General features: G+C 59.2%; 20 protein-coding genes and 1 tRNA gene. 14 read left to right on the top strand and 7 right to left on the bottom strand.

The genetic code is table 11. From position 1 onward, the window contains the following. Positions 1–87 precede the first annotated feature (87 nt). The 7 genes from opgC to GC088_RS04700 all read left to right on the top strand — a co-directional run bounded on the left by opgC (position 88) and on the right by GC088_RS04700 (position 8,433). Entirely contained in the window at positions 88–2,541 is a 2,454-nt protein-coding gene (opgC, locus tag GC088_RS04730) for an OpgC domain-containing protein (protein ID WP_323960955.1), read from the top strand. Positions 2,542–2,638: 97 nt separating this feature from the next. Then, complete coding sequence (locus GC088_RS04725) at positions 2,639–3,214, top strand: arsenate reductase/protein-tyrosine-phosphatase family protein (RefSeq protein WP_323960953.1); 576 nt, start codon at positions 2,639–2,641, stop codon at positions 3,212–3,214. After that, positions 3,211–3,690 carry a VanZ family protein gene (locus GC088_RS04720; RefSeq protein WP_323960951.1) on the top strand — a complete coding sequence of 160 codons (480 nt, stop codon included), beginning with the start codon at positions 3,211–3,213 and terminating at the stop codon, positions 3,688–3,690. The genes GC088_RS04725 and GC088_RS04720 overlap by 4 nt, the downstream gene beginning before the upstream one ends. A gap of 116 nt (positions 3,691–3,806) precedes the next feature. Beyond that, complete coding sequence (locus GC088_RS04715; protein ID WP_323960950.1) at positions 3,807–4,805, top strand: polysaccharide pyruvyl transferase family protein; 999 nt, start codon at positions 3,807–3,809, stop codon at positions 4,803–4,805. Positions 4,806–5,085: 280 nt separating this feature from the next. Further along, a complete protein-coding gene (locus tag GC088_RS04710) occupies positions 5,086–6,048 on the top strand; it encodes an O-antigen ligase family protein (protein ID WP_323960948.1) in 963 nt (320 codons plus the stop codon). Further along, the gene (locus tag GC088_RS04705; RefSeq protein ID WP_323960946.1) at positions 6,041–7,216 is read left to right on the top strand and encodes a glycosyltransferase; all 1,176 of its coding nucleotides are present in this window, start codon (positions 6,041–6,043) and stop codon (positions 7,214–7,216) included. The genes GC088_RS04710 and GC088_RS04705 overlap by 8 nt, the downstream gene beginning before the upstream one ends. Next, positions 7,216–8,433, top strand: coding sequence for a hypothetical protein (locus GC088_RS04700; RefSeq protein ID WP_323960944.1), 1,218 nt, complete (start codon positions 7,216–7,218; stop codon positions 8,431–8,433). Before GC088_RS04705 ends, GC088_RS04700 begins: the two co-directional genes overlap by 1 nt. Before the next feature lie 493 nt (positions 8,434–8,926). On the opposite strand, the gene GC088_RS04695 is transcribed toward GC088_RS04700, so the two are convergent. Together GC088_RS04695 and GC088_RS04690 are read right to left on the bottom strand one after the other, a co-directional pair. Continuing rightward, a complete protein-coding gene (locus tag GC088_RS04695; protein WP_323960943.1) occupies positions 8,927–9,769 on the bottom strand; it encodes a glycosyltransferase family 4 protein in 843 nt (280 codons plus the stop codon). Between the two features lie 290 nt (positions 9,770–10,059). Next, complete coding sequence (locus GC088_RS04690; RefSeq protein WP_323960941.1) at positions 10,060–10,845, bottom strand: WecB/TagA/CpsF family glycosyltransferase; 786 nt, start codon at positions 10,843–10,845, stop codon at positions 10,060–10,062. 156 nt (positions 10,846–11,001) lie between these two features. On the opposite strand from GC088_RS04690, the gene gmd reads away from it, so the two are divergent. The 6 genes from gmd to GC088_RS04660 all read left to right on the top strand — a co-directional run bounded on the left by gmd (position 11,002) and on the right by GC088_RS04660 (position 18,840). Next, positions 11,002–12,033: a GDP-mannose 4,6-dehydratase gene (gene gmd, locus GC088_RS04685; protein ID WP_323960939.1), complete on the top strand. Its 1,032-nt coding sequence runs from the start codon at positions 11,002–11,004 to the stop codon at positions 12,031–12,033. Continuing rightward, the gene (locus GC088_RS04680) at positions 12,030–13,034 is read left to right on the top strand and encodes a GDP-L-fucose synthase family protein (RefSeq protein ID WP_416377497.1); all 1,005 of its coding nucleotides are present in this window, start codon (positions 12,030–12,032) and stop codon (positions 13,032–13,034) included. Before gmd ends, GC088_RS04680 begins: the two co-directional genes overlap by 4 nt. Before the next feature lie 62 nt (positions 13,035–13,096). Then, positions 13,097–14,557, top strand: coding sequence for a tyrosine-protein kinase domain-containing protein (locus GC088_RS04675; protein ID WP_323960936.1), 1,461 nt, complete (start codon positions 13,097–13,099; stop codon positions 14,555–14,557). A gap of 9 nt (positions 14,558–14,566) precedes the next feature. Continuing rightward, entirely contained in the window at positions 14,567–16,033 is a 1,467-nt protein-coding gene (locus GC088_RS04670; RefSeq protein ID WP_323960934.1) for a sugar transferase, read from the top strand. Positions 16,034–16,330: 297 nt separating this feature from the next. After that, positions 16,331–17,974, top strand: a complete 1,644-nt coding sequence (locus tag GC088_RS04665) for a DUF4012 domain-containing protein (RefSeq protein WP_323960932.1) — start codon at positions 16,331–16,333, stop codon at positions 17,972–17,974. Between the two features lie 236 nt (positions 17,975–18,210). Then, on the top strand, positions 18,211–18,840 hold the full coding sequence (locus tag GC088_RS04660) for a peptidase (protein WP_323960930.1): 630 nt from the start codon (positions 18,211–18,213) through the stop codon (positions 18,838–18,840). A 136-nt stretch (positions 18,841–18,976) separates the two neighbouring features. Here the strand turns inward: GC088_RS04660 and GC088_RS04655 are convergent, their stop codons facing one another. The 3 genes from GC088_RS04655 to GC088_RS04645 form a co-directional block, all read right to left on the bottom strand. Further along, a complete protein-coding gene (locus GC088_RS04655) occupies positions 18,977–19,957 on the bottom strand; it encodes a ribose-phosphate diphosphokinase (RefSeq protein WP_323960928.1) in 981 nt (326 codons plus the stop codon). After that, positions 19,954–21,369: a bifunctional UDP-N-acetylglucosamine diphosphorylase/glucosamine-1-phosphate N-acetyltransferase GlmU gene (gene glmU, locus GC088_RS04650; RefSeq protein ID WP_416377515.1), complete on the bottom strand. Its 1,416-nt coding sequence runs from the start codon at positions 21,367–21,369 to the stop codon at positions 19,954–19,956. The genes GC088_RS04655 and glmU overlap by 4 nt, the downstream gene beginning before the upstream one ends. 127 nt (positions 21,370–21,496) lie before the next feature. Then, positions 21,497–21,568, bottom strand: a tRNA-Gln gene (locus GC088_RS04645). A 753-nt stretch (positions 21,569–22,321) separates the two neighbouring features. Here GC088_RS04645 and GC088_RS04640 point away from each other — a divergent pair. Next, entirely contained in the window at positions 22,322–22,462 is a 141-nt protein-coding gene (locus tag GC088_RS04640; protein ID WP_323960924.1) for a hypothetical protein, read from the top strand. A 21-nt stretch (positions 22,463–22,483) separates the two neighbouring features. On the opposite strand, the gene GC088_RS04635 is transcribed toward GC088_RS04640, so the two are convergent. Together GC088_RS04635 and GC088_RS04630 are read right to left on the bottom strand one after the other, a co-directional pair. Beyond that, on the bottom strand, positions 22,484–24,088 hold the full coding sequence (locus GC088_RS04635) for a gluconokinase (protein ID WP_323960922.1): 1,605 nt from the start codon (positions 24,086–24,088) through the stop codon (positions 22,484–22,486). Continuing rightward, positions 24,088–25,104, bottom strand: coding sequence for an L-idonate 5-dehydrogenase (locus tag GC088_RS04630; RefSeq protein ID WP_323960920.1), 1,017 nt, complete (start codon positions 25,102–25,104; stop codon positions 24,088–24,090). Before GC088_RS04630 ends, GC088_RS04635 begins: the two co-directional genes overlap by 1 nt. Positions 25,105–25,125: the final 21 nt, after the last annotated feature.

Raw genomic sequence — 25,125 nt, 5'->3', positions numbered from 1 at the left:
CATGCCTGCCCTAACATCGAAACCACCAGCAGCATCGAAAGGCTCGCGGCGCTAACGCACCTGAAGCCTCGCCCGTAAGGAGTAGCAGTGCCTCGGATCTCCGCGACCCTCTGGACTCGTTTGCTCTCCATTGCACTCCTGCTCGCAGCCCTGCTACTTCCTTCTACGCCCGCGCACGCCCAGGAACAGCCCGCCGACCCGGACGAAACGCTGTACGGCACGGTCCTGAACTGGTCGGAGGACTCGGCGGACGCCCACGCCCAGCGCCTCGGCGCCCCGGCCGCGATCTACGGCCAGAACGTGCCCTTCCCGATGACCAGCCAGGAGCAGTCCTACCTCAAGGCCTTCTTCGCGCAGGCAGCGGGCCAGGGCTCGCACGCGCTGGTCACCGTCGAGCCGCGCGTCCCCCTCGCCGACATCACGCCCGACGCCGCCACCGCCTTCGCCGACCAACTGGCCGACGCCGCCACCAACTTTCAGGGCGAGGTCTACGTCCGCTTCGCCCCTGAGATGAACGCACCCTGGGTGCCGTGGGGTCAGCAGCCCGAGGCGTACACCGCGGCCTTCACCGCCGTCTCCTCCGCCGTCCGCAACAGCCTGGACAGCGCGCTGATGGTCTGGTCCCCCACCGCCGCCCGTGACTACCCCTTCCGCGAGGCCACCTCCCAGCCTCCCAACGGCGCGCCGCTGGAACCGCTGGACACCAACGACGACGGCGTGTGGGACCAGGACGACGCTGCCTACGATCCCTACTACCCCGGCGACGACGCCGTGGACTGGGTCGGCCTGTACCTCTACTACGATCCGATCGGCGAGCGCTCGGCCCGCAACACCACCCCCGACGACGGCGACTTCCTCGCCGACCTCGACCCGTCCGGCTCCCGTGCGACAGACGACTTCTACACCGCCTACGCCGAAGACCGTGACAAGCCCGTCATGGTGCAGACCGGCGCGTTCTTCTCCCCCGGCGCTCCCGGGGACACCGAGCTCGAGATCAAGAGCAGCTGGTGGGACCAGGTCCTCGGCGTATCCAATGACGACCACCCGCAGCTGAGAACGGTGATCTGGGATGAGACCGTCGACTCCCGCGGTGAGACGCCGTTCACCATCGAGTGGGGCGTCACCGGAACATCCGAGGTAGCAACCGCGTTCCGCACCGCTCTCGAGGAATCGGGCGTCGAGGCCCGCCCCGTCACCGCACCAACCGAACTAGCTATCCCGGCCACGGAACAGCCCTCGGGAACCGGCACCGTTCTGACCGGCTGGCCGGCCTGGGCGCTGGCTGCAACCGTGCTCCTGGCCGTCGCGCTCCTCTGGTTCTTCTCCGGCCGCGCCGCCCGCAACCGCTGGGCCTACAACTCCGACGGCGGCCGCGACGCCCGCATCGACATGCTTCGCGGCATGGCGATCGTGTTCGTGGTCGTCAATCACGTGGGTATCAGCTCCGCGTTCCAGCTCTTCACGCAGGAGACCATCGGCGTGGTCTCCGGTGCTGAACTGTTCGTCCTGCTCTCCGGGGCGGTGGTGGGCCTGGTCTACGGTCCGCGCATCGCGGACGAGCTGGGCGACGTGGTCGACCGCACCACCAGCCGCGCCTGGAAGTTGTACGTGACCGCGCTGGTGGTGGTGATCCTTGTCTATCTGCTGTCGCTGCTGCCGTTCATCAACGCCGCCGCGGTCACCACCTTCACCGACCAGGGCACGGGTGCAGCTGGTCAGGGAGCGGCCGGAACCACGTACGACCTGTACGCGGGCATGGAAGGCCTGCTCGAGTTCCCGGTTCCCGCGGGCCTCATCCCCGCCCTGCTCCTGCTGCAGGTGGGTCCGTGGCAGTTCAACGTGATGGGCCTCTACGTGATCCTGCTGCTGATCAGCCCGCTCATCCTCGCCGCCATGGCCCGCCGGCTCACCTGGCTGGTGCTCACCGTCAGCCTCGCGCTCTGGGCAGTGGGCACGCTGCTGAGGCCGCGGCTGCTGCCGTCCCAGTTCGAGGACTCGTTCCCGCTGCTGGTCTGGCAGGTGCTGTTCGTGCTCGGGCTCGTGGCCGGCTACCACCGCCACCGCATCGTCGAGTGGTTCTCACACCCCCGACGCAAGGCCGTCCTGGGACTCTGCCTCGTCATCGCCGCGGCGTGCGCGGTGTTCTCGTGGACCGGACCTTATCTGTCCAACGCGCTCGACGTCCGACTGGGCCTGCTGCCCGAAGGCACCTTCCAGCGGATCTACGACACCTACTTCAACCGCACCTACCTCGGCGCCGGCCGGCTGCTGAACGTGCTGGTGATTGTGGTGGCCCTGTATGCCCTGCTCAGCGCGTACTGGAAGCCGCTGCAGAAAGCGCTGGGCTGGTTCCTGATCCCGCTGGGCCAGGCGACGCTGTACGTGTTCATCATGCACGTGTTCCTCATCCTGGCGGTGGCGAACATTCCGGCCCTCCGCGAGGGCGACCTGTGGCTGAACACCGCCGCCTACGTGCTGCTCCTCGGGCTGCTCTGGGTCATGGTGCGCACCCGGTTCCTGTTCCGCCTCATTCCGCGCTAGCTGTGTGAGCACCGGCTCGTAACACAACCCGAACCCGGTACCCTCGAAAGAGACCCGACCTCCGCGCCGCCAGGCGTAGTCTCCAGGAATAGAGGCCATGACCACCGATACGCCCTTCCGGATCCTTGCCGTGTGCACCGGCAACATCTGCCGCTCCCCCATGGTGGAGCGTCTGCTGCAGAGCGCGCTGGGCAACATCGCGCCGGGCGAGTTCGAGGTGTCCAGCGCCGGCACCGGCGCCCTGGTCGACCGGCCGATGGACCCGCAGGTGGCGGGCTTTGTGCACGTGTTCGACGGCGTGTCCGAGGGCTTCCGCGCCCGCCAGCTCGAGGAGCGCATCCTGGACGGCAAGGATTTGGTCCTGGCGCTGACCCGCGAACACCGCGGCCGGGTGATCGAGATGGCGCCACACCTGCTGCGCAAGACCTTCACCCTCCGCGAATTCGCGCGCCTGCTTACCGAGCTCGACGGCGACACCACCGTCTCCGGCCCGCAGCGGTGGCGCAGCATCCTGCCGAAGGTGGTGCGTGCCCGCACCGTTCACCCGTCCGATCCCTCCCACGACGACGTGGTGGACCCCTACCGCCGCCCCGACGAGGTGTACCAGCAAATGGTGCGCGAGTTGGTCCCCGCCGTGAAGACGCTGGTGGACTGGGAATACAGCCACCGGTGACAGCCGGCCTACAAAAACCAGCACGACGACGGCGCCTCCTCGCTGCGCTGCTGGCCAGCTACCTGTTGGCGTTGGCTTTGATCGGTTTCTGGCCGTCTCCCGTCGATGAGGGAGCGTCGGGCCTGATCGACCGGGTACTGCGGTTCCTGCACCGCAACGGCGCTTCGAGCTGGTTCGACTACTCGACGATCGAGTCGGGAGCCAACGTGCTGCTCTTCATTCCATTCGGGTTCCTGGTGGCCGCGCTTCTGCCGCTGCAGCGGGCATGGCTGGCGCTGCCGATCGGGATCATTGCGTCAATGTGCATTGAGGTGGGACAGGAGGTGTTCCGTCCGGAGCGTGTGGCGACGCCGCGCGATGTGCTGGCGAACGCGCTCGGGGCTGTGATCGGTACTGTGGCGGTGTACATGATGTCCTTATGTAACCGCTGCGTGGCCTCAGAATACGACCAACCGGTGAAGAGGGCCCTCCGCTGAGCCCTGACCGGTACGACTCTCCCGTGAATCTCTAACAAAATGAACTTGTGTTTGCTCGTCACACGCAGCGTGGGCCAGATCGATCCTTGTCGCTGGCCCGTATAGCATTGACCGAGGTGGCATCCGTTGACATAAGACTAGAGGGGAAGTTTGTGGGACAAGAACACGTCGTCGGTTGGTTGGATCCGAGCCTGAACTCAAGGAACACGGGGGACCAGATAATCGCGGATGCAGTGGAAACAGAACTCGCAGGCATGCTTCCCGATTCCTACCTGTTGCGCCTTCCAACTCAGACGTATCTTACGAGGAAGGAACGCCAACTCGCCGCCCACTGTAGTGACTTCGTGGTAGGCGGGACTAACCTTCTGAACGGCAATATTCCTACATACATCCAATGGAAACTTGACCCACACACTGTTCACACTTACAAGGGCTCCGTTTCGTTGCTCGGAGTTGGATGGTGGCAGTATCAGGCCAAACCGAACCTTCTCTCGCGGTCGCTCTGGAGAGGACTCCTAGGCGCGGGCGTGAATAGTGTTCGAGACGGATACACACAGAAAATGCTTACCGAAGTAGGTGTAGAAAGCATCAACACCGGCTGCCCGACGATGTGGCGCCTACCAAGCGAGATACCCGTATCTGACAAGCGTCCCAGTGGAGTCATCATGACTCTTACCGACTACCACAGGAACCCCCTCAGGGATGCGAAATTGGTCCGTGGACTCAAAGAACGGTACGAGGAAGTTCTCGTATGGCCTCAGGGCTCGAAGGACCGCACCTATGTTCGTTCGCTTGATCGAGGTGTGCAGTTCTTGGGTGACGGTCTCGAAGATTTCAATTCGGCCTTGAACTCTAGACAGTTCGACTACGTTGGCACTCGACTTCATGCTGGAGTTCGTGCCCTACAGCTGGGCGCGAAATCCACGATCGTTGCAGTTGATAACCGGGCTGTAGAGATCGCGAAACATACCGGCCTACCAGTCATTTCCGGGAACTTGGAAGCACGCGACTGGGCTGTAGTGGACGAACGCTCCGATATTCGTTTGGAGCTTCCTCGAGAAGCTATAAACAACTGGAAGGCAGCGTTCGTTGCCGCAGTTGCGCGGGAGATTTAAAACCACCCGCCCTATTCTTGGTGTGTCATCAGTCGGTGACGGCGTAGACACACCAGTCAATAATCAAGGGCCGGGAGTAGAGCATTATCGCATCACATATCCACTAACACTAACTAGTGTTATTGCTATTTCTGCCGTAGATATCAGCGGATGGGTTAGTGGTGGCCCATCAATTCGGTATGTACTGCTGCCATTCATGGTGCTACTTGCTATTCTGATCGACGGACGAAATAGACTCGCGACGAGTACAATAGACACTCGCAGTTATGCCTGGATACTCGTGTTCGCAGGATACTTGTACAGCGTCTATGTAATCGCACTAGTATCAGGACAGATTAAGAATGATTCAACCGTAATAGTGGCTGCTATACTTCCAGCGCTGTTGGGGCCCGCCTTCTTTGTCTCGACCAGGCCTGCAAGTAAGTCGGGCAAGGATCGGGTCGGCAACGCCGACTTCCTATTACAACTGTCCGCCCTGATCTTCGGGGCAACCGCCATCTACGATGTTGCTTCGGCAAGCAATGGCGAACCACCAGCGCACTTCAACCACGAGACGGCTTTTATCGCCGTCCTCATTCTTTGCCTTCCTGCATCCCGTTTCTCGAAACTCAGCAAGGCTATGGTCGTAGTCGCCCTCGCGATGGGCGGCGTTCATTATGCTTCGGCTACAACTATTGCGATCCTTATGGCCGGACTCATGACGTACTTGAGCCTGAGCTATCTGACGCCTCGCGTGTCTATTGCTCTCATATTCACGACCCTGGTCGCAGGTCTGAGCGCGCTGCCATTTCTTGAATCACTTCTTGACCGGTTCTACAACAGCTTCGGGAGAGTCGATAATACTGGAACTAGACAAGTCCTTTGGACTCAAGCGATGGAAATATGGGACGAAAACTTCCTGTTCGGATCCGGGGCGTCTGAACCCATCACGGCAATCGCGAATATTCGAGGAAGCTTGCAATTCGTTCCTTTTCATAACTCCTTCCTCTCCCTAGCCGTCTTTGGCGGTCTCATCGCACTTGTTCTCTTTGCGGTTCCTCCAGTTCGCCTCCTGATACGGGCATTTCGTTCGATTGCGATCGAACGAAGTTGGGCGAAGATATGGGCTCCTGCCTTAGTAGCTGCATTCATCTCGATGAGCGTCAACCCCATCCTTGAAAGCCTCGTTACAGCTTTGCCGTTTTACACTCTGGTCTTTTGCGGCATAGCTTCCAATCACAAGGACGAATTCACCGATGCATAAACGCCTCGATACCGGCGAATCAACTGTTATCTTCTTCGAAGCAAACCCATTTGCGTCGCGCCTACATGTGCTTCAGCCTCTGGTTGCCGGCGCCAGCGAAACCTGCGCCCATGCCAGTGTGCTGATGCCCAGGCGGGAGTCAGGTCCCGACCTCGAAGACTTCGTTCAGAATGTGCCATCAGGTGCCCGAATACAGTGGGTAGATGTATCGCGTATCCCCCGGTTGCATGCGAAGGTTTCCACTCGCACACTGCTCAGAATGTTGGTAGCGCTGCGCCGCATAGCGGGTGGCAAACCCACCATCGTCCTAACTTCTCCTGACGATTACGTTCCACATTTATGGTGGATTGCCATAGCCCTTCGGGTGCTGACTGGCAGGTCGAGCTTAGCCATGGTGCGATATCGGGTGGCCGATCTCCATCCGGGGCGACCTGGCAACCTACGCGCGGCGGTGAAACGCGGTTACTTCAAATTAGTTCAGGGCATACTCCGCGCTCACCTGATCGTGCTCGATGAGAGGATTCCCACCGGTCCCCGAATAGACCGAATTCCCGACCCATGGGTTGGACCCTTCGGTGGAACGAACCGCGAGGAATCAAGAACGCGCCTCGGTTGGAGCCAGTCGGCAAAGGTGGTCGCACTGGTAGGACGACAGGACGATCGCAAAGGATTCGATGTGGCCGCGAAGGCCTTACTGTCCGAACCGGGGCTGTTTAACTTATCGGAACTCTCGATCGTAGTGGTAGGCGCGATAGACGAGCAGTTCAAAGCTTGGAATGAAAGTCTGATCAGACAGTTCGGCGAACGCTACTCACAGGTGACGGAGTTCATTTCAGATGAAGAACTCGCCCTGGTATTTTCGGCATCCAATGTTGTTCTTCTTCCTTATCACACACAGTTCACCTCTTCTTCGGGCGTCTTGGTTCGTGCTGCCGCTTCCGGCACGCCGGTGGTGGCAAGCGATCACGGATTAGTCGGATGGCGAGTGCGTGCCTATCATCTCGGAAGGACCTTCCCGTACCCGGACGCTGTCTCACTCGGCAAAGCAATTCTCGAAGTCCTGCAAAGCGAACACGACGAATCTGAGGGCTTACGATATGCAGAAAGATCGACGGAAGAGGCGACCTCCCGAGCTTTCGCTGCAATTATCGATCGCATCCATCGATGATGGCTGGGTTCTCCCGTGGTCTTCCGGCCCTTTCCAGTGTGTTCTCCCAATTAGCCCAGTCGGCCCTAAGCCTTATCGCTACAATTCTTTTCGCACGACTGTTGAGCCCGAGCACCTTTGGAATTCTTGCAATATTCTGGTTGATCTGGATGCTGTGGCTGTCCATGAACCGATCTGTCTTCAGCGAGCAGCTACTGGCGTCGGCAGCGAGCACACGGGCCAGACGGGGATATAAGAGCTTCGTTCTGATTTGGCTGACAGCGGCCCTGACCATTTCCCTCGGGGCTTCGCTCCCATTCGGTGATGTCGCTCTCCTAGGGGGGGTTACCTACATCGCCTTCTTTGTGGGTTCGGATGCAGCTCGATACTACGTGATGGCTGCAACAGGTGGTCGTAGAGGCGGTTTCTATGGCGCCGCCGGCATTCTGATCGTGGACGTGTTAAGACTCCTCCTTGCGCTTGGTGCACTTCTGACTGCTTTTGCTGGCGCACCGACGGCCCTTACCTTGACACTCGTCAACATGTCTGCAGGTATTTGGATCCTTTGTCTGATAGATAGCCGACAGTCATTCAGCCTACGTTTGGCGCGGGGCTATGTAGGTGGCCTGGGAAAATTCGAGCGAGCGATCAGCCTGCAATTCATTCTCGGAACAGGCGTAAGCCAAGCGGCGCCGGCGATTGCCCTCCTTCCATTTGGCTTCGCTTCAGTAGGTGCGATCCGGCTAACTCAGACTCTTTTGTCTCCGATCACGCTTCTCACGACTGCATTTCAACCCACCGTGATAAAACTGTTCGCCGCACGGAAGGCCGATGAGCAAGGCCTGCGCCGCTTACTCCTGGGTTTAATCGCTTCGGCCCTCTTGATTGGCGTTCTTCTTGCCTCAACTGCCGTGGTTACAGTGAACTTGTTCGGCGAAGAATTCATTCCGGCCCAGTACGTCGATTTGGTCCGCGAGATATGCCTTCCAATCGCTGTCATGCTTGCTGTAGCCGTCGTGGGGCAACCCGGCGGCGCTATAATCCGTGTTCGACGGTTGGGGGTAGAGAGCTTGCGAGGGCAAGTGATCGGCTCGTTCACCACACTGGCCCTATGCATAGCGGCAGCGCCATTCACCTTGACTCATTTTGTGTGGGCCCTAGCCGCTGGCTCGATTACGACAGTATGCGTCACTTACGCCTTGATGGCTGCCTCAGAGCTCTCGAAGTCTCGCGGGTGACCCTACTGCCAGGCTGTTCGGGGAACATCCATTAGCAACAGTGCTTGGGCAGCCACAACTGAGTGATCCCCCACCTCGATGTCACCGAGAAGGCAGCTATGTGCTCCAAGCATGACGCCGGTGCCGACCTTTGGGTATTGATCCTCGTCTGGTCCACCCGAAACTTGCTTTCGCCCTAGCGTCACTCCGCCCATGAGCGTACAACCCGACCCAAGGCGCACTCCACCCCCCACGGTCACTCCGACAGGATGTTGAAAGAGGACGCCTGGCCCGATGACGGCTCTCGGATCGATGTCAGCACCGTGCAATCGCAGATTCATCGCTGATACAAGCCTCGCCAGGCCAGGGTGCCAAGTTTGCAGCATGTGGGACAGGCGATGGAGTACGGCTGTAGCGAAGGCAGCGGAGGTTAAGAAGAGAAGAATTTTTCTGTTTGCCGGGCTAGGCGCCCCGATCAAACGCGCGGCGTCTTCATTAACGAATTGGCGCATACTCATCGTCGTTCAACTCTAATTTGACCCAACAATTCGCCCCATGCATCACGAAATCGGGAACGACTGTAGTTTAGTTCGTAGCTGTGGCTTGCCGCCCGGCCCGCAGACAGACGCCATTCAGTGGAAGCGAGGGCTCCCTTAACAGCTTGCAGCAATCCTGCCGAGTCCCCAGGCTCCACAAGCACACCATTCGTACCACTGTCAATCATGTCCGGTATACCCCCGTTCGCGTAGGCAATTACAGGTACACCGCAGGCGAACGCTTCCACGATTGTGAGGGGTTGGGCCTCGTTCAGCATGGACGGGAAAACTAAAAGTGACGAAGAGTTGAGTATATTCCACTTCTGCTCACCCGCCTGAGCGCCGTGAAAGAATATGTTACGTTCATAGCCAGCGGACCGCACTCGTTCTCTATACTTTTCGATCTGAAACTCATATGTTGCCGGCCCTACGATATCGAATACAGTATCGAGCGAATCATGACAATATTTTATTGCGAGATCGACGAAGGTATCTATACCCTTTTCAGGGAGCAGATTGGATAGAAACAGTACCCTTCTCTGCTGAGCAGCGAACTCAGCTTTCCCTTGATCCGGGAAGTTAGGCTCCGACAATAACGCATTGGCAACAAATGTCACCTTCTCTTTTTCAACCAAGCTAGACACGTCATCGTAAAGTCTGGGACTCAGGCAGACGACCCTGCTTGCGTTGCTGAACAGCCTCCGTGCAGCAGTCCTGAAGAGAGGATTACGATCACGAAGATCCCTGAAGCCTTGAGAATGAAGATAAAGTACGGTGGGTATTTTGAAGAAATTCAGGGTCTCAGCAAGCAACCAGTCCACGAGAAATGAGGGAACTCTGGTAGTAGCGAAGAAGATCGCTTTGCTGGGTTTGAGCCTATAACATGTCTGCGTCAATCTAAGCACTAGATGGACAGCGGCAGATACCTTAGACCATTGGAATTTCCCTACCTGATCAATCGTACTGCTGAAACGGCGGTCTACGAGGTGCGCGTTATTCTGCAACTCAACCAATGTGTCCAGTAGCACTTTCGTCATCACAGTTGAACCATGTGTAGGCGGAGGAAGTTGGCTGATGACGACTGTTGGAGTCTTATCTTCCAGCATCGAAATCACTTAGCCTCGCGCAGGACCGCGCGCAGAAACCGTGCGTTTCCGAAAAGGTAGCGCCGCCATAGCCGTTTCGGTTCCATCATCAACCTGAAAAGCCATTCAAGGCCGACTGCTGTCATCCAGCTCGGAGCGCGACGCAACGTACCAGCACTGAAGTCAAAGGCTGCTCCAACCGCTATGACCACGACGTTATGCAGGCGAGCAATACGTTCCGCTTCGTAATCCTGCTTCGGCGTCCCCAGCCCAATCCATACGATGTCAGGGCGTGATTCCTTTATTTCTGATGCCTGCGACTCGAGTTCCTCGTCGCTAAGGGCGCGGAAGGGCGGGGAGTTCCGACCTACAACCCGCACTTCTGGAAAACGTCGAGTGAGGTTTCGCTCCAAGGACTGCAGGACCTGAGGAGTCGAACCAAGCAGGAAATGGCGCAGGCCGGCTGAGCCGCCGGCACGCATCACCTCCTCGAACAACCACGGTCCCGGAACCTGCTTCAACGGAGGGGAATGTCGGCGAAGGCGTGAAACCCAGGTAAGGGGCTTCCCGTCCGCGAATATGACGCATCTTCCTTCGAAAACGCCCGCATACCGTGTGTCTTTGTCAGCCAGGGCAATCGTGTAGGCATTGGCGAGGTGGACATGTATTCCTGCGGTTTTCGGGCGGGAGGTTAGAGACAGGATCAAATCAACCGCTTGCCCGGGGGTCTCCGTGCGACTGAAACGCAGCCCCCCAATCTTCACCGGTTCTCCAACACTTGCATCTACAGGACCAATTGATTCGTGCTGCACAGAGACGAGTCTATGCGACCACGCATCGGCATCGTCGACGTCCAGTGGATGGCATGTGTTACGGTCCGTTCGCAGCCACATTGACGATGTGCCGGGCGGGGCACGATACGATTGATTCCGGTAAGATCCGAGGCATTTGAACAATGGGGGGTTTCTTTGAAACGTCGCGCTTTGATTACTGGCATAACCGGACAGGACGGTTCCTACCTGGCGGAGTTGCTTCTGTCCAAAGGATATGAGGTTCACGGTCTCATTCGGCGTGCTTCCACCTTCAACACATCGCGAATTGACCACCTGTATGTAGACCCTCATGATCCCAACGCAAAGCTATTTCTGCACTACGGAGATCTCAGCGACGGAGCTCGGCTAGTCACCTTGCTTGCAGAAATACAGCCCACCGAGGTCTACAACCTGGCGGCTCAGTCCCATGTTCGGGTCTCGTTTGAGGAGCCGGAACACACCGGGGACACAACTGGTATGGGTTCCGTTCGTCTCCTTGAAGCAGTAAGGATGGCAGGGATAGAAACTAAGTTCTACCAGGCATCGTCGTCGGAAATGTTCGGAGCAACGCCGCCGCCGCAGAATGAGGAAACCCCCTTCTACCCGCGCTCGCCCTATGGAGCAGCAAAGGTGTACAGCTACTGGATCACCAAGAATTATCGGGAAGCCTACGGCATGTTCGCTGTGAACGGCGTCCTCTTTAATCACGAATCACCTCGGCGCGGTGAAACTTTCGTTACTCGCAAAATTACTCGCGCTGTCGCCGCTATCAAAGCAGGGCAGCAACAACATTTATTCATGGGCAACTTGGACGCAGTGCGCGACTGGGGTTATGCCGCAGAATATGTCGAAGGAATGTGGCGAATGCTGCAAGTCGATGAGCCGGATGATTATGTCCTTGCGACCGGCGTCGGCTACTCCGTCCGCGACTTCCTGGAGGTATCTTTCGAGCACGCCGGCCTTCGTTGGGAGGATCACGTCAGATTCGACGAACGATACCTTCGACCAACGGAGGTTGACGCGCTAATCGGCGACGCATCGAAGGCACATGCGAAGCTCGAATGGAAAGCCACAGTCGAGACCCCCGAACTCGCCAGAATTATGGTCGATGCTGACATCGAGGCCTTGAAGCACGCTGGTCGTCCTTGGATTGACTCCGTGCAGTTGGACAGCTGGGGGTCCATGTGAGCGTGCGAAATCTGAGCCTGACTAGCGCGGGCGACAATGTCACCTATGACCTTGGTGAGCTGGACCGCAGCAAGCCCTTTTATGTAGCTGGCCACAATGGACTTGTCGGTTCCGCAATCATGCGCCATCTAGAAAGACAGCAGTTCGGGAATCTCTTAGGACGTTCATCCCGCGAACTAGATCTGCGAGATCGAGATCGTGTATTCGACTTTTTCAGCGAGAAACAGCCCCATTACGTCATCATGGCTGCAGCCCGTGTGGGCGGCATACTCGCAAACAGCACTCAGCCTGTTGACTTCTTAAGCGACAACCTGCGAATGCAGGTCAACGTCTTAGATGCGGCGAGGGAGTTCGGCGTTGAGCGCCTTCTATTCCTCGGCTCATCCTGCATTTACCCGAAATTTGCGCAGCAGCCTATTCAAGAAGGTTCGTTGCTCACTGGGCATCTTGAGCCCACGAATGACGCATACGCCATCGCAAAAATCGCGGGGATCATGCATGTCCAGGCCATTCGAAGGCAGTACGGACTCCCTTGGATCTCCGCTATGCCTACCAATCTGTACGGTCCCGGGGATAATTTCTCCCTGAAAGGCTCGCACGTACTTCCGGCGATGATTCGGCGATACGAAGAAGCAGTTAGCCTAGGCGCGACGTCCGTCACTAACTGGGGATCTGGATCTCCCCGTCGGGAGTTCTTGCACGTGGATGATATGGCGGCTGCATGCCTGCATCTGATGGAGCAGTACGACGGTCCTGACCAGGTGAACGTCGGGACAGGCACCGACGTCTCGATCCGCGAACTCGCCGAGATTGTTTCGACGGCAACGGGGTACGAGGGCGAGACTATCTGGGACTCCTCAAAACCTGATGGCACGCCACAGAAGCTGCTCGATGTATCCAAATTGAACTCGTCAGGATGGAGGGCTCAGATAGACCTCGAACAGGGCATCGCGGACACGCTCACCTGGTTCCGAGCCAATCAGGGGCTACTTCGAACTTAGTTTCCCTGAGCGACCGAATCACTGCACGGAAACAGAACGCTCGATCAAGGAAGGCCTCCTAATTGGAGCTAACAGAGTACCTCCGCATATTACGTCGCAACTGGTTGTTCGTAACCCTTTCCGTGCTGACTTTCGGTGCAATCTCAGCCGCCTTATCTCTGACGATGAGTCCAACCTATTCGTCGGAAACTAAGTTGTTTGCGGCTATTCAAAGTTCGGGATCTGTGACTGAACTACAGCAAGGCAACACGTTCACACAAGCGAGAGTTCTATCGTATGCCGAGACCGTGGACACCCCGCTTGTGCTACAGCCAGTGATCGACAGCCTTGGGCTGAACGTCACCCCTGCCCAGCTAGCAGGACAGGTAGAGGCTGAAGCCGATCTCAACACGGTGCTACTTAGCATCACTGCCGTTGACCGTTCACCCGCACAAGCTGCAGCTATCGCCCAAGGTGTGGCGGAGAGCCTAGTCGAGGCAATTGACGCTCTGGAAGCGACATCCAGCGAAGGCGATTCGCCAGTCAAATTATCAGTTGTAACGCCGGCTACTGCGCCCTCTGAGCCGTCAACTCCTGATTTGAAAGTGAACATCGCAGTTGGTCTGGGTGCCGGACTGTTACTGGGTTTACTCGTTTCCGTCCTGCGAAGCAGGTTAGATACGAGGATTCGAAATGATGCGGACCTAAAAGGCGTCTCGGACCTGCCTGTCCTCGGCGGCATAGTCTTCGACCAGGACGCGACTAAGAAGCCTCTCCTTACGCAAACTCATGCCCAAAGTCCGCGCGCTGAATCTTTCCGTCAAATCCGTACGAACCTTCAGTTTGCGCACGTCAGTAACGACTCGAAGTCGATGCTCATAACGTCTTCTCTGCCGGGGGAGGGCAAGAGCACGACTGCAGTCAACTTAGCAATCGCGATCGCGCAGTCCAATCAATCCGTCGTACTTGTCGATGCAGACTTGCGACGCCCACGAGTTCATGAGTACCTCGGTTTGGAACATAGCGCGGGTCTGACTACTGCTCTTTTGGGACGAGCTGACCTTCAGGAACTCTTGCAGCCGTGGGGTGAGGACGACTTGTACGTGTTAACTTCCGGCCAGCTGCCACATAATCCAAGTGAACTGCTCGGGTCATCAGCTATGAAGGAGCTGATTGATAGGCTGGCAGAGTCATTCGACGCCGTGATCATAGATGCTCCCCCCTTACTGCCCGTCACGGATGCCGCGGTTTTAGCGCGTCAGGTGGGCGGCGTGGTCATGGTTGTGGGTGCAGCGAAAGTTAAGTCATCCGACCTGCAGAAGTCCTTGTCCGCTTTACGTATGGTGGAAGCCGATGTGTTGGGGGCAGTGATGAATCTCCTGCCAGCTAAGGGCCCCGATGCCTACAGCTATTCCTATTATTCGTCTGATGGGGTTGACAGCGCGTCCCCAGCACGTGCGCGGAAGCGCGATAGCACGCGCGGTGGCCCGAACAACAGAGCCGGAGTCATGTCTGTGACAGGCGAGCGGCACAGAGCCTGGTGAGGTTCTTTCATGCTGGGGGAAGAAATAAAGAATTTCGCAGGACGACAAAGCCCTAACTGGAGCGTCCGTTATGAACGAACGCTTGGCATAACGGATGCGGCCGTAGTGCTATGGGCGACTATCGGCGCGCTCGTAGTCCGCTTCGGAGTCCCAGAAGGAGAGGGTCTCGACCCTCTGACACGGCCCTATGTGGGGTTGTCATTTGCTCTTGCTGCAGCATGGTGGTCCATGCTGTATCTCTTTGGCTCTCGAGAACCACGTGTCCTGGGCTACGGCACGGACGAATATAAGCGGGTGCTCTCAGCTTCGCTGTGGCTCTTCGGTCTGATTGCAATCATTTCTTATGCATTGAGGATAGATACGGCGAGGGGCTACGTCGGGGTCGCTTTGCCTGCTGGATTAGCAGCTCTGCTGATCTCTCGCGTGATCGTGCGAAAGTTCCTACACATCGAGAGGCAGTTCGGCCGGGGCACCCAAGATGTCTTGATCGTCGGCGACGCCAGCACCGCAGAGCATTTGACCCGTTCCCTTCAGAGTCAACCAATGGCTGGCTATCGACCGATTGGGGTTTATCTTCCTGGAGATTCAACTCCCGATGAGGATCTCGAGAGCTTAGATCTTCCTATCATCGGAAGGAAACTCAATGCCCAAGAGATGATCGATGATATTGGAAGATTGCAACCCCATTCAGTTGCACTCTCAGGCGGAGCACGGCTTACTCCGCCCACCATTCGAGCATTAGGTTGGGCGTTAGCCGAGATGAATATCAAACTCATCATGGTGCCAGCTCTTACTGACATAGCCGGACCGCGAATCCACACGCAGCCAGTTGCTGGACTACCTCTGATTCACGTGTCCACGCCCAATCTCGAGAAGGGACAGCGCTTCCTAAAGAGATCCTTCGACGTTCTTGGTGCAACTTCTTTGCTCCTCCTCCTAGCACCGGTATTCTTGGCGGTTGCGGTTGCGGTGAAACTTACGAGTAGCGGCCCGGCAATCTTTCGGCAGCATCGTGTCGGAGCTGCCGGAGTTCCCTTCACCATGTACAAATTCCGCTCTATGGTCGTCGATGCTGAGAAGCTCCTCCCGCAACTGCGCGAAGGTAATGAGGGAAACAGCGTCCTGTTCAAGATGAAGGTTGATCCTCGGGTGACAAGAGTTGGAGCCTTCATTCGCCGCTACAGTATCGATGAGCTTCCTCAGCTATTCAACGTTGTGCTTGGCTCCATGAGCCTCGTTGGTCCAAGACCGCCGTTGCCGAGTGAGGTAGAGAAATATGATTCGCACGCCCATCGGCGGCTGCTGGTAAGGCCCGGTTTGACAGGCCTATGGCAGGTTAGCGGCCGCTCACTTCTATCGTGGGACGATACTGTGCGATTGGACCTCTACTACGTGGAGAATTGGTCCTTCTTAAGCGATCTGGCGATCCTGTTGCGAACTGTGCGCGCGGTAATTGGTCGCCACGGCGCATATTGAACCAGTCCCTCATCCAGGCAATTCTCTCAGGAAGAAGAGGATGACCACCCAGAACAAGGCGTCGAATAACAGGAAGAATTGGGGAGCAGGCAGTTGACCGCCTTTGAACTAACCACTGACTCTAAGCGCAAGCTCAGCCACGCCAGGAAATTGGCTGCACTTGGTTCTTCTCTAGTTCTACTTTTATGCGCCGCCTGCGCTTACTGGTTGGTCCAGCGTGCTAGTCAGATCGAGTCGAGTTTAGAAACAAGCCGGACCTTGATCTCGCAACTCAGATCTCAAGCTCTCGCTGGTGACATGGAGTCCATACAAGTCACACTTGGGGAACTAGAGCACGAGACCGATATCGCTCACGACGCAGGAACAGATCCCCTGTGGCGACTGGCTGCGTACCTTCCGTTCGTCGGTGCCAATTTCGCTGCTGTAAGCGAGGTTGCGGTTTCGGCGAAAGATGTCGTTGACGGCGCCCTAGCACCCCTGATTCGCGATTCTGCTGATTTTGATTTTGAGGCTTTGGCTCCAGTGAATGGACGCATAAATGTGTCACCCCTCACACAACTCTCGCCGCGACTCGCAGCCGCAGCGGATACTTTAGAACGTTCACACGAGCGTCTTCTGAATATCGACGGCTCAGGTCTAGTTCCGCAAGTACGTGAGCCTCTGAACGCCGGAACTACTGCCCTTGGTGAAGCTAGTCGGCTACTGACTCAGGCTGCTTCCGCGGCCGAGATAATTCCCCCCATGCTTGGTTCAACTGAATCCCAACAGTATCTGCTTCTAATTCAGAACAACGCGGAACTCCGAGCGACAGGAGGAATCCCCGGCGCTCTAGCAGTAGTGACCGCAGACGATGGCAAGTTGGAAATGAGCGCTCAGGGTAGTGCTACTACTCTGGGCCGGTTTGATCCATCTATCACGGTCGACCCGGACCAAATTGCGATCTACAGCGGCAGGATGGGCGCCTTCATGCAGAGCGTCAACCTGACCCCCGATTTCCCGACCGCCGCAAGCACAGCTGCCGAAATGTGGGAACAGCGCAACCCAGGCTCGGGCTTGGATGGTGTGGTCGCACTGGACCCGATCGCCCTAAGCCACCTGCTCCGCGTAACAGGACCCGTAGAACTGCGATTCGACGATCCAGCGTTGGGTAGATCCACCGCACAAGCCGGTCTACCATCATCACTCACAGCAGACAACGTCGTTCCGACCCTGCTCTCCGATGTCTACGCCGCAATAGAAAGCCCGAAACTCCAGGACGAATACTTCGCCGCCGTTGCCGCCGAGGTATTCGATTCTATAACTCGAGGCGGCGATGAGGGCTTAGGACTCCTGAAGGCACTTGCGCAAAGCGCGGAGGAGGGGCGCCTGTACGTGTGGGCAGCAAACCCGAAACAACAAGATGTGCTCGCCAAGGCGAAAGTTGCGGGCAACGTCACGGGAGTCGGTACCGGAGGTGCAACATTCGGGGCGTACTTCAATGATGGCACGGGGGGCAAGATGGACTACTACATGCGGCGCACGGTTCAGTTACACCGAACGTGCGCGCCGCAGGGCTATTTCAATTACACGCTCATCGCTACTCTCACAAACACCGCACCATTGAACGCAGCAAAGACGATTCCCCCCTATGTAACTGGCGGGGGCGCCTTTGGTGTGCCTGCGGGAACCGTTCAGACCAACTTCATGGGTTATGGTCCAGATCAGGCCCATCTGCAGACCGCGCGCATTGACGGCGTCACCTCGCCTCTTGGCTCCTATCGTCATGGAGATAGACCAGTCGGGGTGCTCACTACAACCTTGGCCCCTGGCGAAACAGCCACAGTCGAACTGGACTTCACGGCAGTTGTGCAGCAGTCAGAGCCATCGCTGGACGTGACCCCAACAATTCAGCCTCTTAGCGAGGTTATCCTGCCTGTTGAAGGCCAGAAGAAGTGCAACTAGTTGTTCGAAAACGTTAACTTCCGGTTACATTTCTACTTTTGTCACTGCTCGATCTCGATCATGCGGTAGTGTCTACTGCGGAAACCCTGAGGAAGATCTGCAGGTCCGTGGCCCATTTGCGCCGCGACCACTGGTAGAGTTTTCTGTGGGGCAGTTGGGGCTGGGGGAAAATTCACATCTTCAGGTCGAGCACCGCTACAAGTCTGTCGCAAATACCTTTACTGGGGAGAGTCTCTATGAAAAAAGCTATTGCAGCCGTGGCTATCGCCGGCTCACTCACATTCTTCGGGGCCAGCGCTGCGCAGGCCTACACACCCGATCCTGCACCCGCCACCGTCAGCGATGCGACCGTCGCTCCCGGTGAGGCCGTTGTCTTCAGCAGCAACGAAAGCCTCTTCACACCAGGCGAGATTGTCGATATCGCAGTTGATTTTGTCGCCGACGAGCCCGAAGCTGCCGCTGGCGCATCCGGTGTTGGACGCGTAGGCGCCGCATTCGGTGGAGTTATCCTCCCGATGGCGATCGTCCTCGAAGACACGGTGACGGCGGATGCCAACGGTAACTTCTCCTACTCCTTCACACCGCAAGAAGAGGGCACCTACACCCTGACGGCAACCGGCCGCGACTCAGGCCAGACCGTGTCGGCGACCGTTGTAGTGGATGCTGCAGCAGTTGGCGGCGTCGGCGGCGGTGGAACCGCTGTCGGCGGCACCGGAACGGGCTCGACCGGGACCACTGGTGGAGGCCTGGCCGACACCGGTATCGATTCCGCGATGCTCCTCTGGGGCGCAGCCGGCATCGGCGCTCTCGGTCTGGGTGCAGGAAGCATCTTCATCGCTCGTCGCCGCGCTGGCGCAGAGGCGTAATCAGCTAGAAGCAACAAAGAGAGTCCCGTTCGGAGCGTTGCTCCAAACGGGACTCTTCTTTTGTATGCACTGCCAGCTGAAAGAAGCGCCGGCCACTCTAACTGGCCGGCGCTTCTAGAAGGACCAAGTAAAATAGCTAGGCGTTGCCGTCAAAAAGGCTCGTCACCGAGCCATCGTCGAACACCTCACGAATTGCTCGCGCAATCAGTGGAGCAATCGACAGAACCGTAAGCTGTGGGAATCGCTTCTCCGGGCCGATTGGCAAGGTGTTGGTGACTACTACCTCCCTGGCGCCAGACTCAGCGAGGCGGCGCGCTGCAGGGTCAGAGAACACCGCATGAGTGGCGGCGATGATAACATCCTTGGCGCCTGCGTTCTTCAGCACCTGAACAGCACCAGAAATTGTTCCACCCGTGTCGATCATGTCGTCGATAAGTACGCAAGTGCGTCCTTCGATCTGTCCTACGACGGTCTTTGAAACTGCTTGGTTGGGAACTGTGAGATCTCGACTCTTGTGCACGAAAGCGAGCGGGGCACCACCAAGCCTCTCCGCCCACTGCTCAGCTACGCGTACTCGGCCAGTGTCCGGAGAGACAACGGTGATGTTGTCTGCGTCGACGCGGGTCCGGATGTAGTCGGCAAGAAGCGGAATGGCCATGAGATGATCCACCGGACCATCGAAAAAGCCTTGGATCTGTGCTGTGTGGAGGTCGACAGACATGAGGCGATCTGCGCCGGCCGTCCTGTAAAGATCTGCGACGAGGCGAGCTGAAATCGGCTCACGCCCCCTCCCCTTCTTATCCTGGCGTGCATAGGGGTAGAACGGAGAGACGACGGTGATCCTCTTGGCGGACGCGCGCTTGAGCGAGTCGACCATGATCAACTGTTCCATCAGCCAGTTGTTTAACGGTGCAGGATGAGCCTGAATTACAAATACGTCGGTACCGCGGACGCTCTCCCCTGAGCGAACATAAATCTCGCCGTTCGCGAAGTCGTACGCGGAGATGGGCAGCAGCTTAGTCTCCAAGACCCTGGCGATCTCTTCCGCCAGTTCCGGGTGTGCTCTGCCCGCCGCGAGGACGAGTTTCTTTTCCCCGCGTGCCGTTATCTCACTCATGAAGGGTCGCTTTCTTTGGTGGTTCGTGAGTTGGAAGCTTGCGTGGCTGCCGTGGCTGCCGTGGCTGCCGCAGTGCCTGCGCGGCTTCGTTCTACCCAGCCGTCCATATTCCGCTGCGGAGCCGCGACGACGGCCAGCGCTCCGGCTGGGACGTCCTTCCGCACGACCGCTCCAGCACCGGTGTAGGCACCGTCTCCTACGGACACCGGCGCCACAAAGACCGTGTTGGATCCGGTACGAACTTCATTCCCGATGATCGTGCGATGCTTGTTTACGCCGTCGTAATTCGCGGTGATGTTACCGCAGCCGATGTTGGTATTTACGCCTATTTCAGCGTCACCGGCGTAGCCAAGGTGAGAAAGCTTCGAGCCGCGGCCGATAGTGACGTTCTTTGTTTCATAGAAGGCTCCGATCTTGCCGGACTCCCCCAGTACTGTGCCCGGGCGAAGGTAGGTGAAGGGGCCCACCGTAGCTCCTGCACCGATTCGAGCACCGCTGCCGTGGGTACGCACTACCTTGGCGCCTTCTTCGATGACGACGTCCGTGAGGGTGCAGTCGGGACCGACTACGGCGTCCCTGGCTACCTGGGTGGCACCGTGCAGCTGCGTGCCCGGGAGGAGGGTGACGTCCTCGTCGAGCTGCACGCCGACATCGATCCAGGTGCTGCTCGGATCCACGACGGTGACTCCTGCCCGCATCCAATGCTCGACCGTGCGGCGGTTCAGTTCAGCACCCAGCGCTGCTAGCTGGACGCGATCGTTGGCACCTTCGACCTGCCACCGGTCCGACGAGACCACTGCGGCCACTCGTCCTCCGGCACTCCGTGCAATTGCTGGGACGTCGGTCAGGTACATCTCGCCCTGTGCATTGTTGGAGTCCACACTGGTGAGGCTGTGACGCAGCACTGCAGCGTCGAAAGCGTAGATGCCCGAGTTGATTTCCGTGATGGCGTGCTGCTCCGCGGTCGCGTCCTTGTGCTCCACGATGCCCGACACGGTGCCGTCTTCAGCACGCACGATGCGACCGTATCCTGATGCATCGTCGAGCACAGCGGTGAGCACAGTGACGGCGTTGCCTTCGTCCTCATGGATGCGTACGAGGTGCTGCAACGTTGCTGTGTCGAGCAACGGGACGTCACCGTAGGTGACTACAACGGTTCCCTCCACAGTGGCGCGCGCATCGAGGGCCTCCAGCGCGACTTGGACCGCTCGTCCAGTGCCCGGGATGTCGTCCTGATCCACGATGGTGGCGCCGGCATCGAGTTCTGCGATATGAGCGGCTACCCGGTCTCTCTCGTGACGAACCACGACCGCCATCTCATGTGGTGCTAGGCCACGAGCGGCTGCCAGCGCGTGGCCGATCATGGAGGTGCCGCCGATGCGATGCAAGATCTTTGGGGTGCGGGACTTCATGCGTGTCCCGGCTCCGGCTGCGAGAACAATGACTGCTGCAGGCGATGGTGCCGCCTGCTTGGACTGGTTGTCGTGGCTCACGAAGAGGGCCGCTCCTTGCCTGTCTCTGACGCCTGCTGGCCTGCCGTTCCGCCCATAGGATTCGAACCTATACTCCACGGCTCCAAAGGCCGGGGTGCTGCCGTTACACCAGAGCGGACCGCGTGAGTCGGTCTACGGACCGAACAGTTCACGCGACTATCTAGTTTGCCATGCGCGGGAAGCTTCTGCGACTCGGCGAGGCTCCGACCGCCCCTCTCCGCCATGCAGTTGCCGATTGGCACAGTCTGCGGAATTGTCAGGGCGAGCTTCTAGCCTTTCCCGCATGCGACACCTTCACCACAGCGCTCCGCCGCCACACCGTGATGACTGCATTCCGCCAGTACAGGAAGATGCGCCACAAGATCGTGCGTACCACCCTCAGAAAGGCGTCCCCTGCTGGGTCGACCTGGAGTGGGCGTCGGGACGACGGCAGAGGTACCCAGCGTTTGCGCAAGCCTGGACTGACGAGTTGGTCTATGTGCAGTGGGTGGAGCAGTCGGAGGGCCGCCGGGCATGGGTCAAAGCGAGCCAATGCAGCAGGAGGCAGTTAGCGGCGACTGGTAGATTGCGGAATTAGCTGCTGAGAACCTCAGCGAACCTGAAGTACGAAGGCCGTGAAGATGATGGTGCCTGCGGCGTATAGCGATAGACCGGAATAAGTTACCCAAGCTGGAATCCTGCGCATCGCGCGCTTCAAGCGCCTCGTTCTTCTACCCACGGTCGAACATCCTATAAATGGGCGCTAAAGATACTCTCAAGTAGCGTTCAAGCTTGGCGGAGAATCTGCCGCGATTTGTCTTGCTCAAGCTAATCCCAAGGCTTTCGGAGAACATTGGGCGTCACTAGCCCTACGCTCAACGAGGAGCAGAACATGGGACACCTGCAGGAAGCGTTCCATCATTTCGTGGAGCAGCACATCGTCGCCACGGACCCTTGCCCCGAATATTCCTGGCTCGACAGGCAGTCGCTCGAGCTGGAGCCACCCGAGGAAGACCTTCCCGTGACCGCGTAACTCATCTCAGCACGCGCCGGATCAGGCCTTCCGCTGGTCCGGCTCCTCATCCGCCCCGAGCAGGTCGATCGGCAACGACGGCGCCAGCCGGCGCAGCGACGTGAAGGTCGGCACCAGCGCGTTATACAACTCCGCGAACACCGGCAGCAGCGACGCATACACGGCGGCTGCCGCCGGATGCGGCTTCACCGTCTCCTCGATGTCCACCATGTCGGCAACCACGTCGATCGACTCGATCAGGCCTAGCGCCTCCATGCCGAGCAGTGCCGCGCCGAAGCCCGAACCCTCCTGCCCGTGCGCGAACTCCACAGGCATCCCGAACGTGTCCGCCAGCAGCTGCCGCCACAGCGGACTGCGCATCACGCCACCGGTGGCACGAATGCGGTTCACCTCAAGGCCGGCCGACCGCATCGAATGCAGCACCAGCGCCAACTGCAGACTGACCCCCTCCAGCGCCGCGCGCACCAGATGCTCACGCCGGTGCGCCCTCGTGAGACCCACATACGCGCCGCGCGGCAGGGAGCTCCAGTGCGGGGCACGCTCGCTCATCAGGTACGGCAGCATCAGCAGCCCGCCAGACCCGGGCGCCACCTTTGCCGCCAACGCCAGCAGCTCCTCCTCCGGCGGATCGGCAAGGTCCGGGGCCAGCGAGTCGCCGGCCCAGCCCATCACCAGTCCCCCGTTATTGATCGCGCCGCCCACCACCCACCGGGTGGACGTGAGCGCGTAGCAGAACACACCGCCTAGCGGGTCCACCGCGGGACGCTCAACTGCCACCCGCATCGCCCCGCTGGTACCGATCGAGCACGCCGCCGTACCCGGCTCCACCGCGCCGACGCCCAGGTTCGCCAGCGGGCCGTCGGCGGCACCCACCACCACCGGGGTGGTGACGGGCAGGCCCATGGAGGCAGCGGCGTCGTCAGTTAGAGAGGGAAGAATGTGAGTGGTGGGAACGAGCTCGGGCAGCTGCTCGGGCTGCACGCCGGCAATCTGCAGCGCCTCCTCGTCCCATGTCAGGGTGTGCATGTTCATCAACCCGGTGGCCGAGGCCACCGAGTGATCCGTCACCAGCGCACCGCAGAGCTGCGACAGCACATACTCCTTAATACCCACCCAGAATCCGATGCCCTCGCAGAGCTTCGGCTCCTGCTCCCGGAACCACACCAGCTTGGGCAGCGGGGACATGGGATGCAGCGGGGTCCCCGTACGCCGGTGCATCGCAAGCCCGCCGGCCGAGGCGCGGAGCCGCTCGGCCTGGACGCGGGAGCGGGTGTCGGCCCAGGTGACGACTTCGGTCACCGGCTTGCCCGTGGGTGAAAGGCCGATGAGGCTGTGCATGGCGGAGCTGAACGACAGCCCGGCGACCCGGTCGGCGCCAACTTCGGAGACCACCTCGCGCACGGATTCGAGTACCGCCGCCAGGATGAGTTTGGGGTCTTGGACCGCGTGGCCGGGGTGCGGCTCGTTCAGCGGGTAGCCGGCCGAGTGCGATGCCACGAGCATCCCGTCGGTCCGGAAGGCGACCACCTTGGTACTGGTGGTGCCGAGGTCCACGCCGAGGACAAGCTGCCCGCCCGCCGTCGTTCCGGCGTCGTTATTGCCGCCGTTGCCCACCGGAGCAGTCATTACTGATCTCCCCACAGGGAGATGATGACCTTTCCGGAGGACTGTGAGTCCTTGGCCGTCGCGAAGGCTTCGAGCGCCTGGTTGGCCGGCAGCTCGTGCGTGATGACGCTCTCGATCGCCGGGTCCTGGTCGAGCAGTTCGATGGCGCGGTCGATCTCGTCATTGAACCGGAAGGCCCCGCGAAGCTGAAGCTCCTTGGAGATCAGCGGTGCGAGGTTGATGCCGCGCGGTTCGTTGGGCACCATGCCCACCTGAACAACGATGCCCGCGCGGCGGGCTGCCAGCAGGGCGCCGTTGACGGCGGCGGGAACGCCGGAGCATTCCAGTACGACGTCGAACGCCAGGGCCGGGATCTCCTCGGTACCTACCTGGATGGTTCCATGTGCGCCGAGTTGCCGGGCACGTTCCAGCGGGCCGGGTAGTACGTCGGTGGCGACCACTTCTGCGGCACCGTCGGCGAGGGCACCGGCGACTACGAGGAGTCCGATCGGACCGGACCCCGAAACCAGGACGCGCTTGCCGCGCACTCCCCCGGCCACGTTGATCCCATGCAGTGCGACGGCGAGTGGTTCAGCCAGCGCAGCCCGGCGCAGCGGCAGGCCGGCCGGAAGGGGACGGACCATGTCCCTGGCAACGATGAGGAATTCGCTCATCCCGCCCTGGGTGTGCGGGGTGGTGGACGCACTGCCGAGGTACGCGCCGCCCGGCCACAGGTGGCGGCGGTCCTCGATGCCGGGCTCGGGGTGGCCGAAGGTGGCCGGGTGCACGGTTACCGGAGTGCCGGGCGCGAACTCGCCGCTCGGGTCCAGGTCCACGGTGCCGGAGACTTCGTGGCCGGGAACCAGGGGTTCCCGGACTACGTACTCGCCGTTGGCGCCCTCGTTGTAGTAGTGGAGGTCGGACCCGCAGACGCCACCGAAGGCCATTCGCAACCGGACCTGCCCAGGGGCGGGCTCCGGCGTCGGAAGTTCGGTTTCGACGAGGTCAAGCTTTCCGTTAATAACGAGGGCTCTCATGGCGCCTTCCTGTGTAAATCA

This window comes from Arthrobacter sp. JZ12 (genome assembly GCF_035189165.1).
Classification (GTDB): domain Bacteria; phylum Actinomycetota; class Actinomycetes; order Actinomycetales; family Micrococcaceae; genus Arthrobacter_D.
The sequence above is the reverse complement of the archived record's forward strand: the minus strand, read 5'-3'. Positions and strand labels throughout refer to the sequence as shown.

What these genes read in the sequence shown, in the direction of transcription:
- GC088_RS04640 (WP_323960924.1), top strand. Translation starts at nt 22,322, where the DNA reads ATGGGACACCTGCAGGAAGCGTTCCATCATTTCGTGGAGCAGCACATC.
- GC088_RS04660 (WP_323960930.1), top strand. Translation starts at nt 18,211, where the DNA reads ATGAAAAAAGCTATTGCAGCCGTGGCTATCGCCGGCTCACTCACATTC.
- GC088_RS04700 (WP_323960944.1), top strand. Translation starts at nt 7,216, where the DNA reads ATGGCTGGGTTCTCCCGTGGTCTTCCGGCCCTTTCCAGTGTGTTCTCC.
- GC088_RS04665 (WP_323960932.1), top strand. Translation starts at nt 16,331, where the DNA reads ATGGAGTCCATACAAGTCACACTTGGGGAACTAGAGCACGAGACCGAT.
- GC088_RS04635 (WP_323960922.1), bottom strand. Translation starts at nt 24,088, where the DNA reads ATGACTGCTCCGGTGGGCAACGGCGGCAATAACGACGCCGGAACGACG.
- glmU (WP_416377515.1), bottom strand. Translation starts at nt 21,369, where the DNA reads ATGAAGTCCCGCACCCCAAAGATCTTGCATCGCATCGGCGGCACCTCC.
- GC088_RS04725 (WP_323960953.1), top strand. Translation starts at nt 2,639, where the DNA reads ATGACCACCGATACGCCCTTCCGGATCCTTGCCGTGTGCACCGGCAAC.
- GC088_RS04655 (WP_323960928.1), bottom strand. Translation starts at nt 19,957, where the DNA reads ATGAGTGAGATAACGGCACGCGGGGAAAAGAAACTCGTCCTCGCGGCG.
- GC088_RS04705 (WP_323960946.1), top strand. Translation starts at nt 6,041, where the DNA reads ATGCATAAACGCCTCGATACCGGCGAATCAACTGTTATCTTCTTCGAA.
- GC088_RS04630 (WP_323960920.1), bottom strand. Translation starts at nt 25,104, where the DNA reads ATGAGAGCCCTCGTTATTAACGGAAAGCTTGACCTCGTCGAAACCGAA.
- GC088_RS04670 (WP_323960934.1), top strand. Translation starts at nt 14,567, where the DNA reads ATGCTGGGGGAAGAAATAAAGAATTTCGCAGGACGACAAAGCCCTAAC.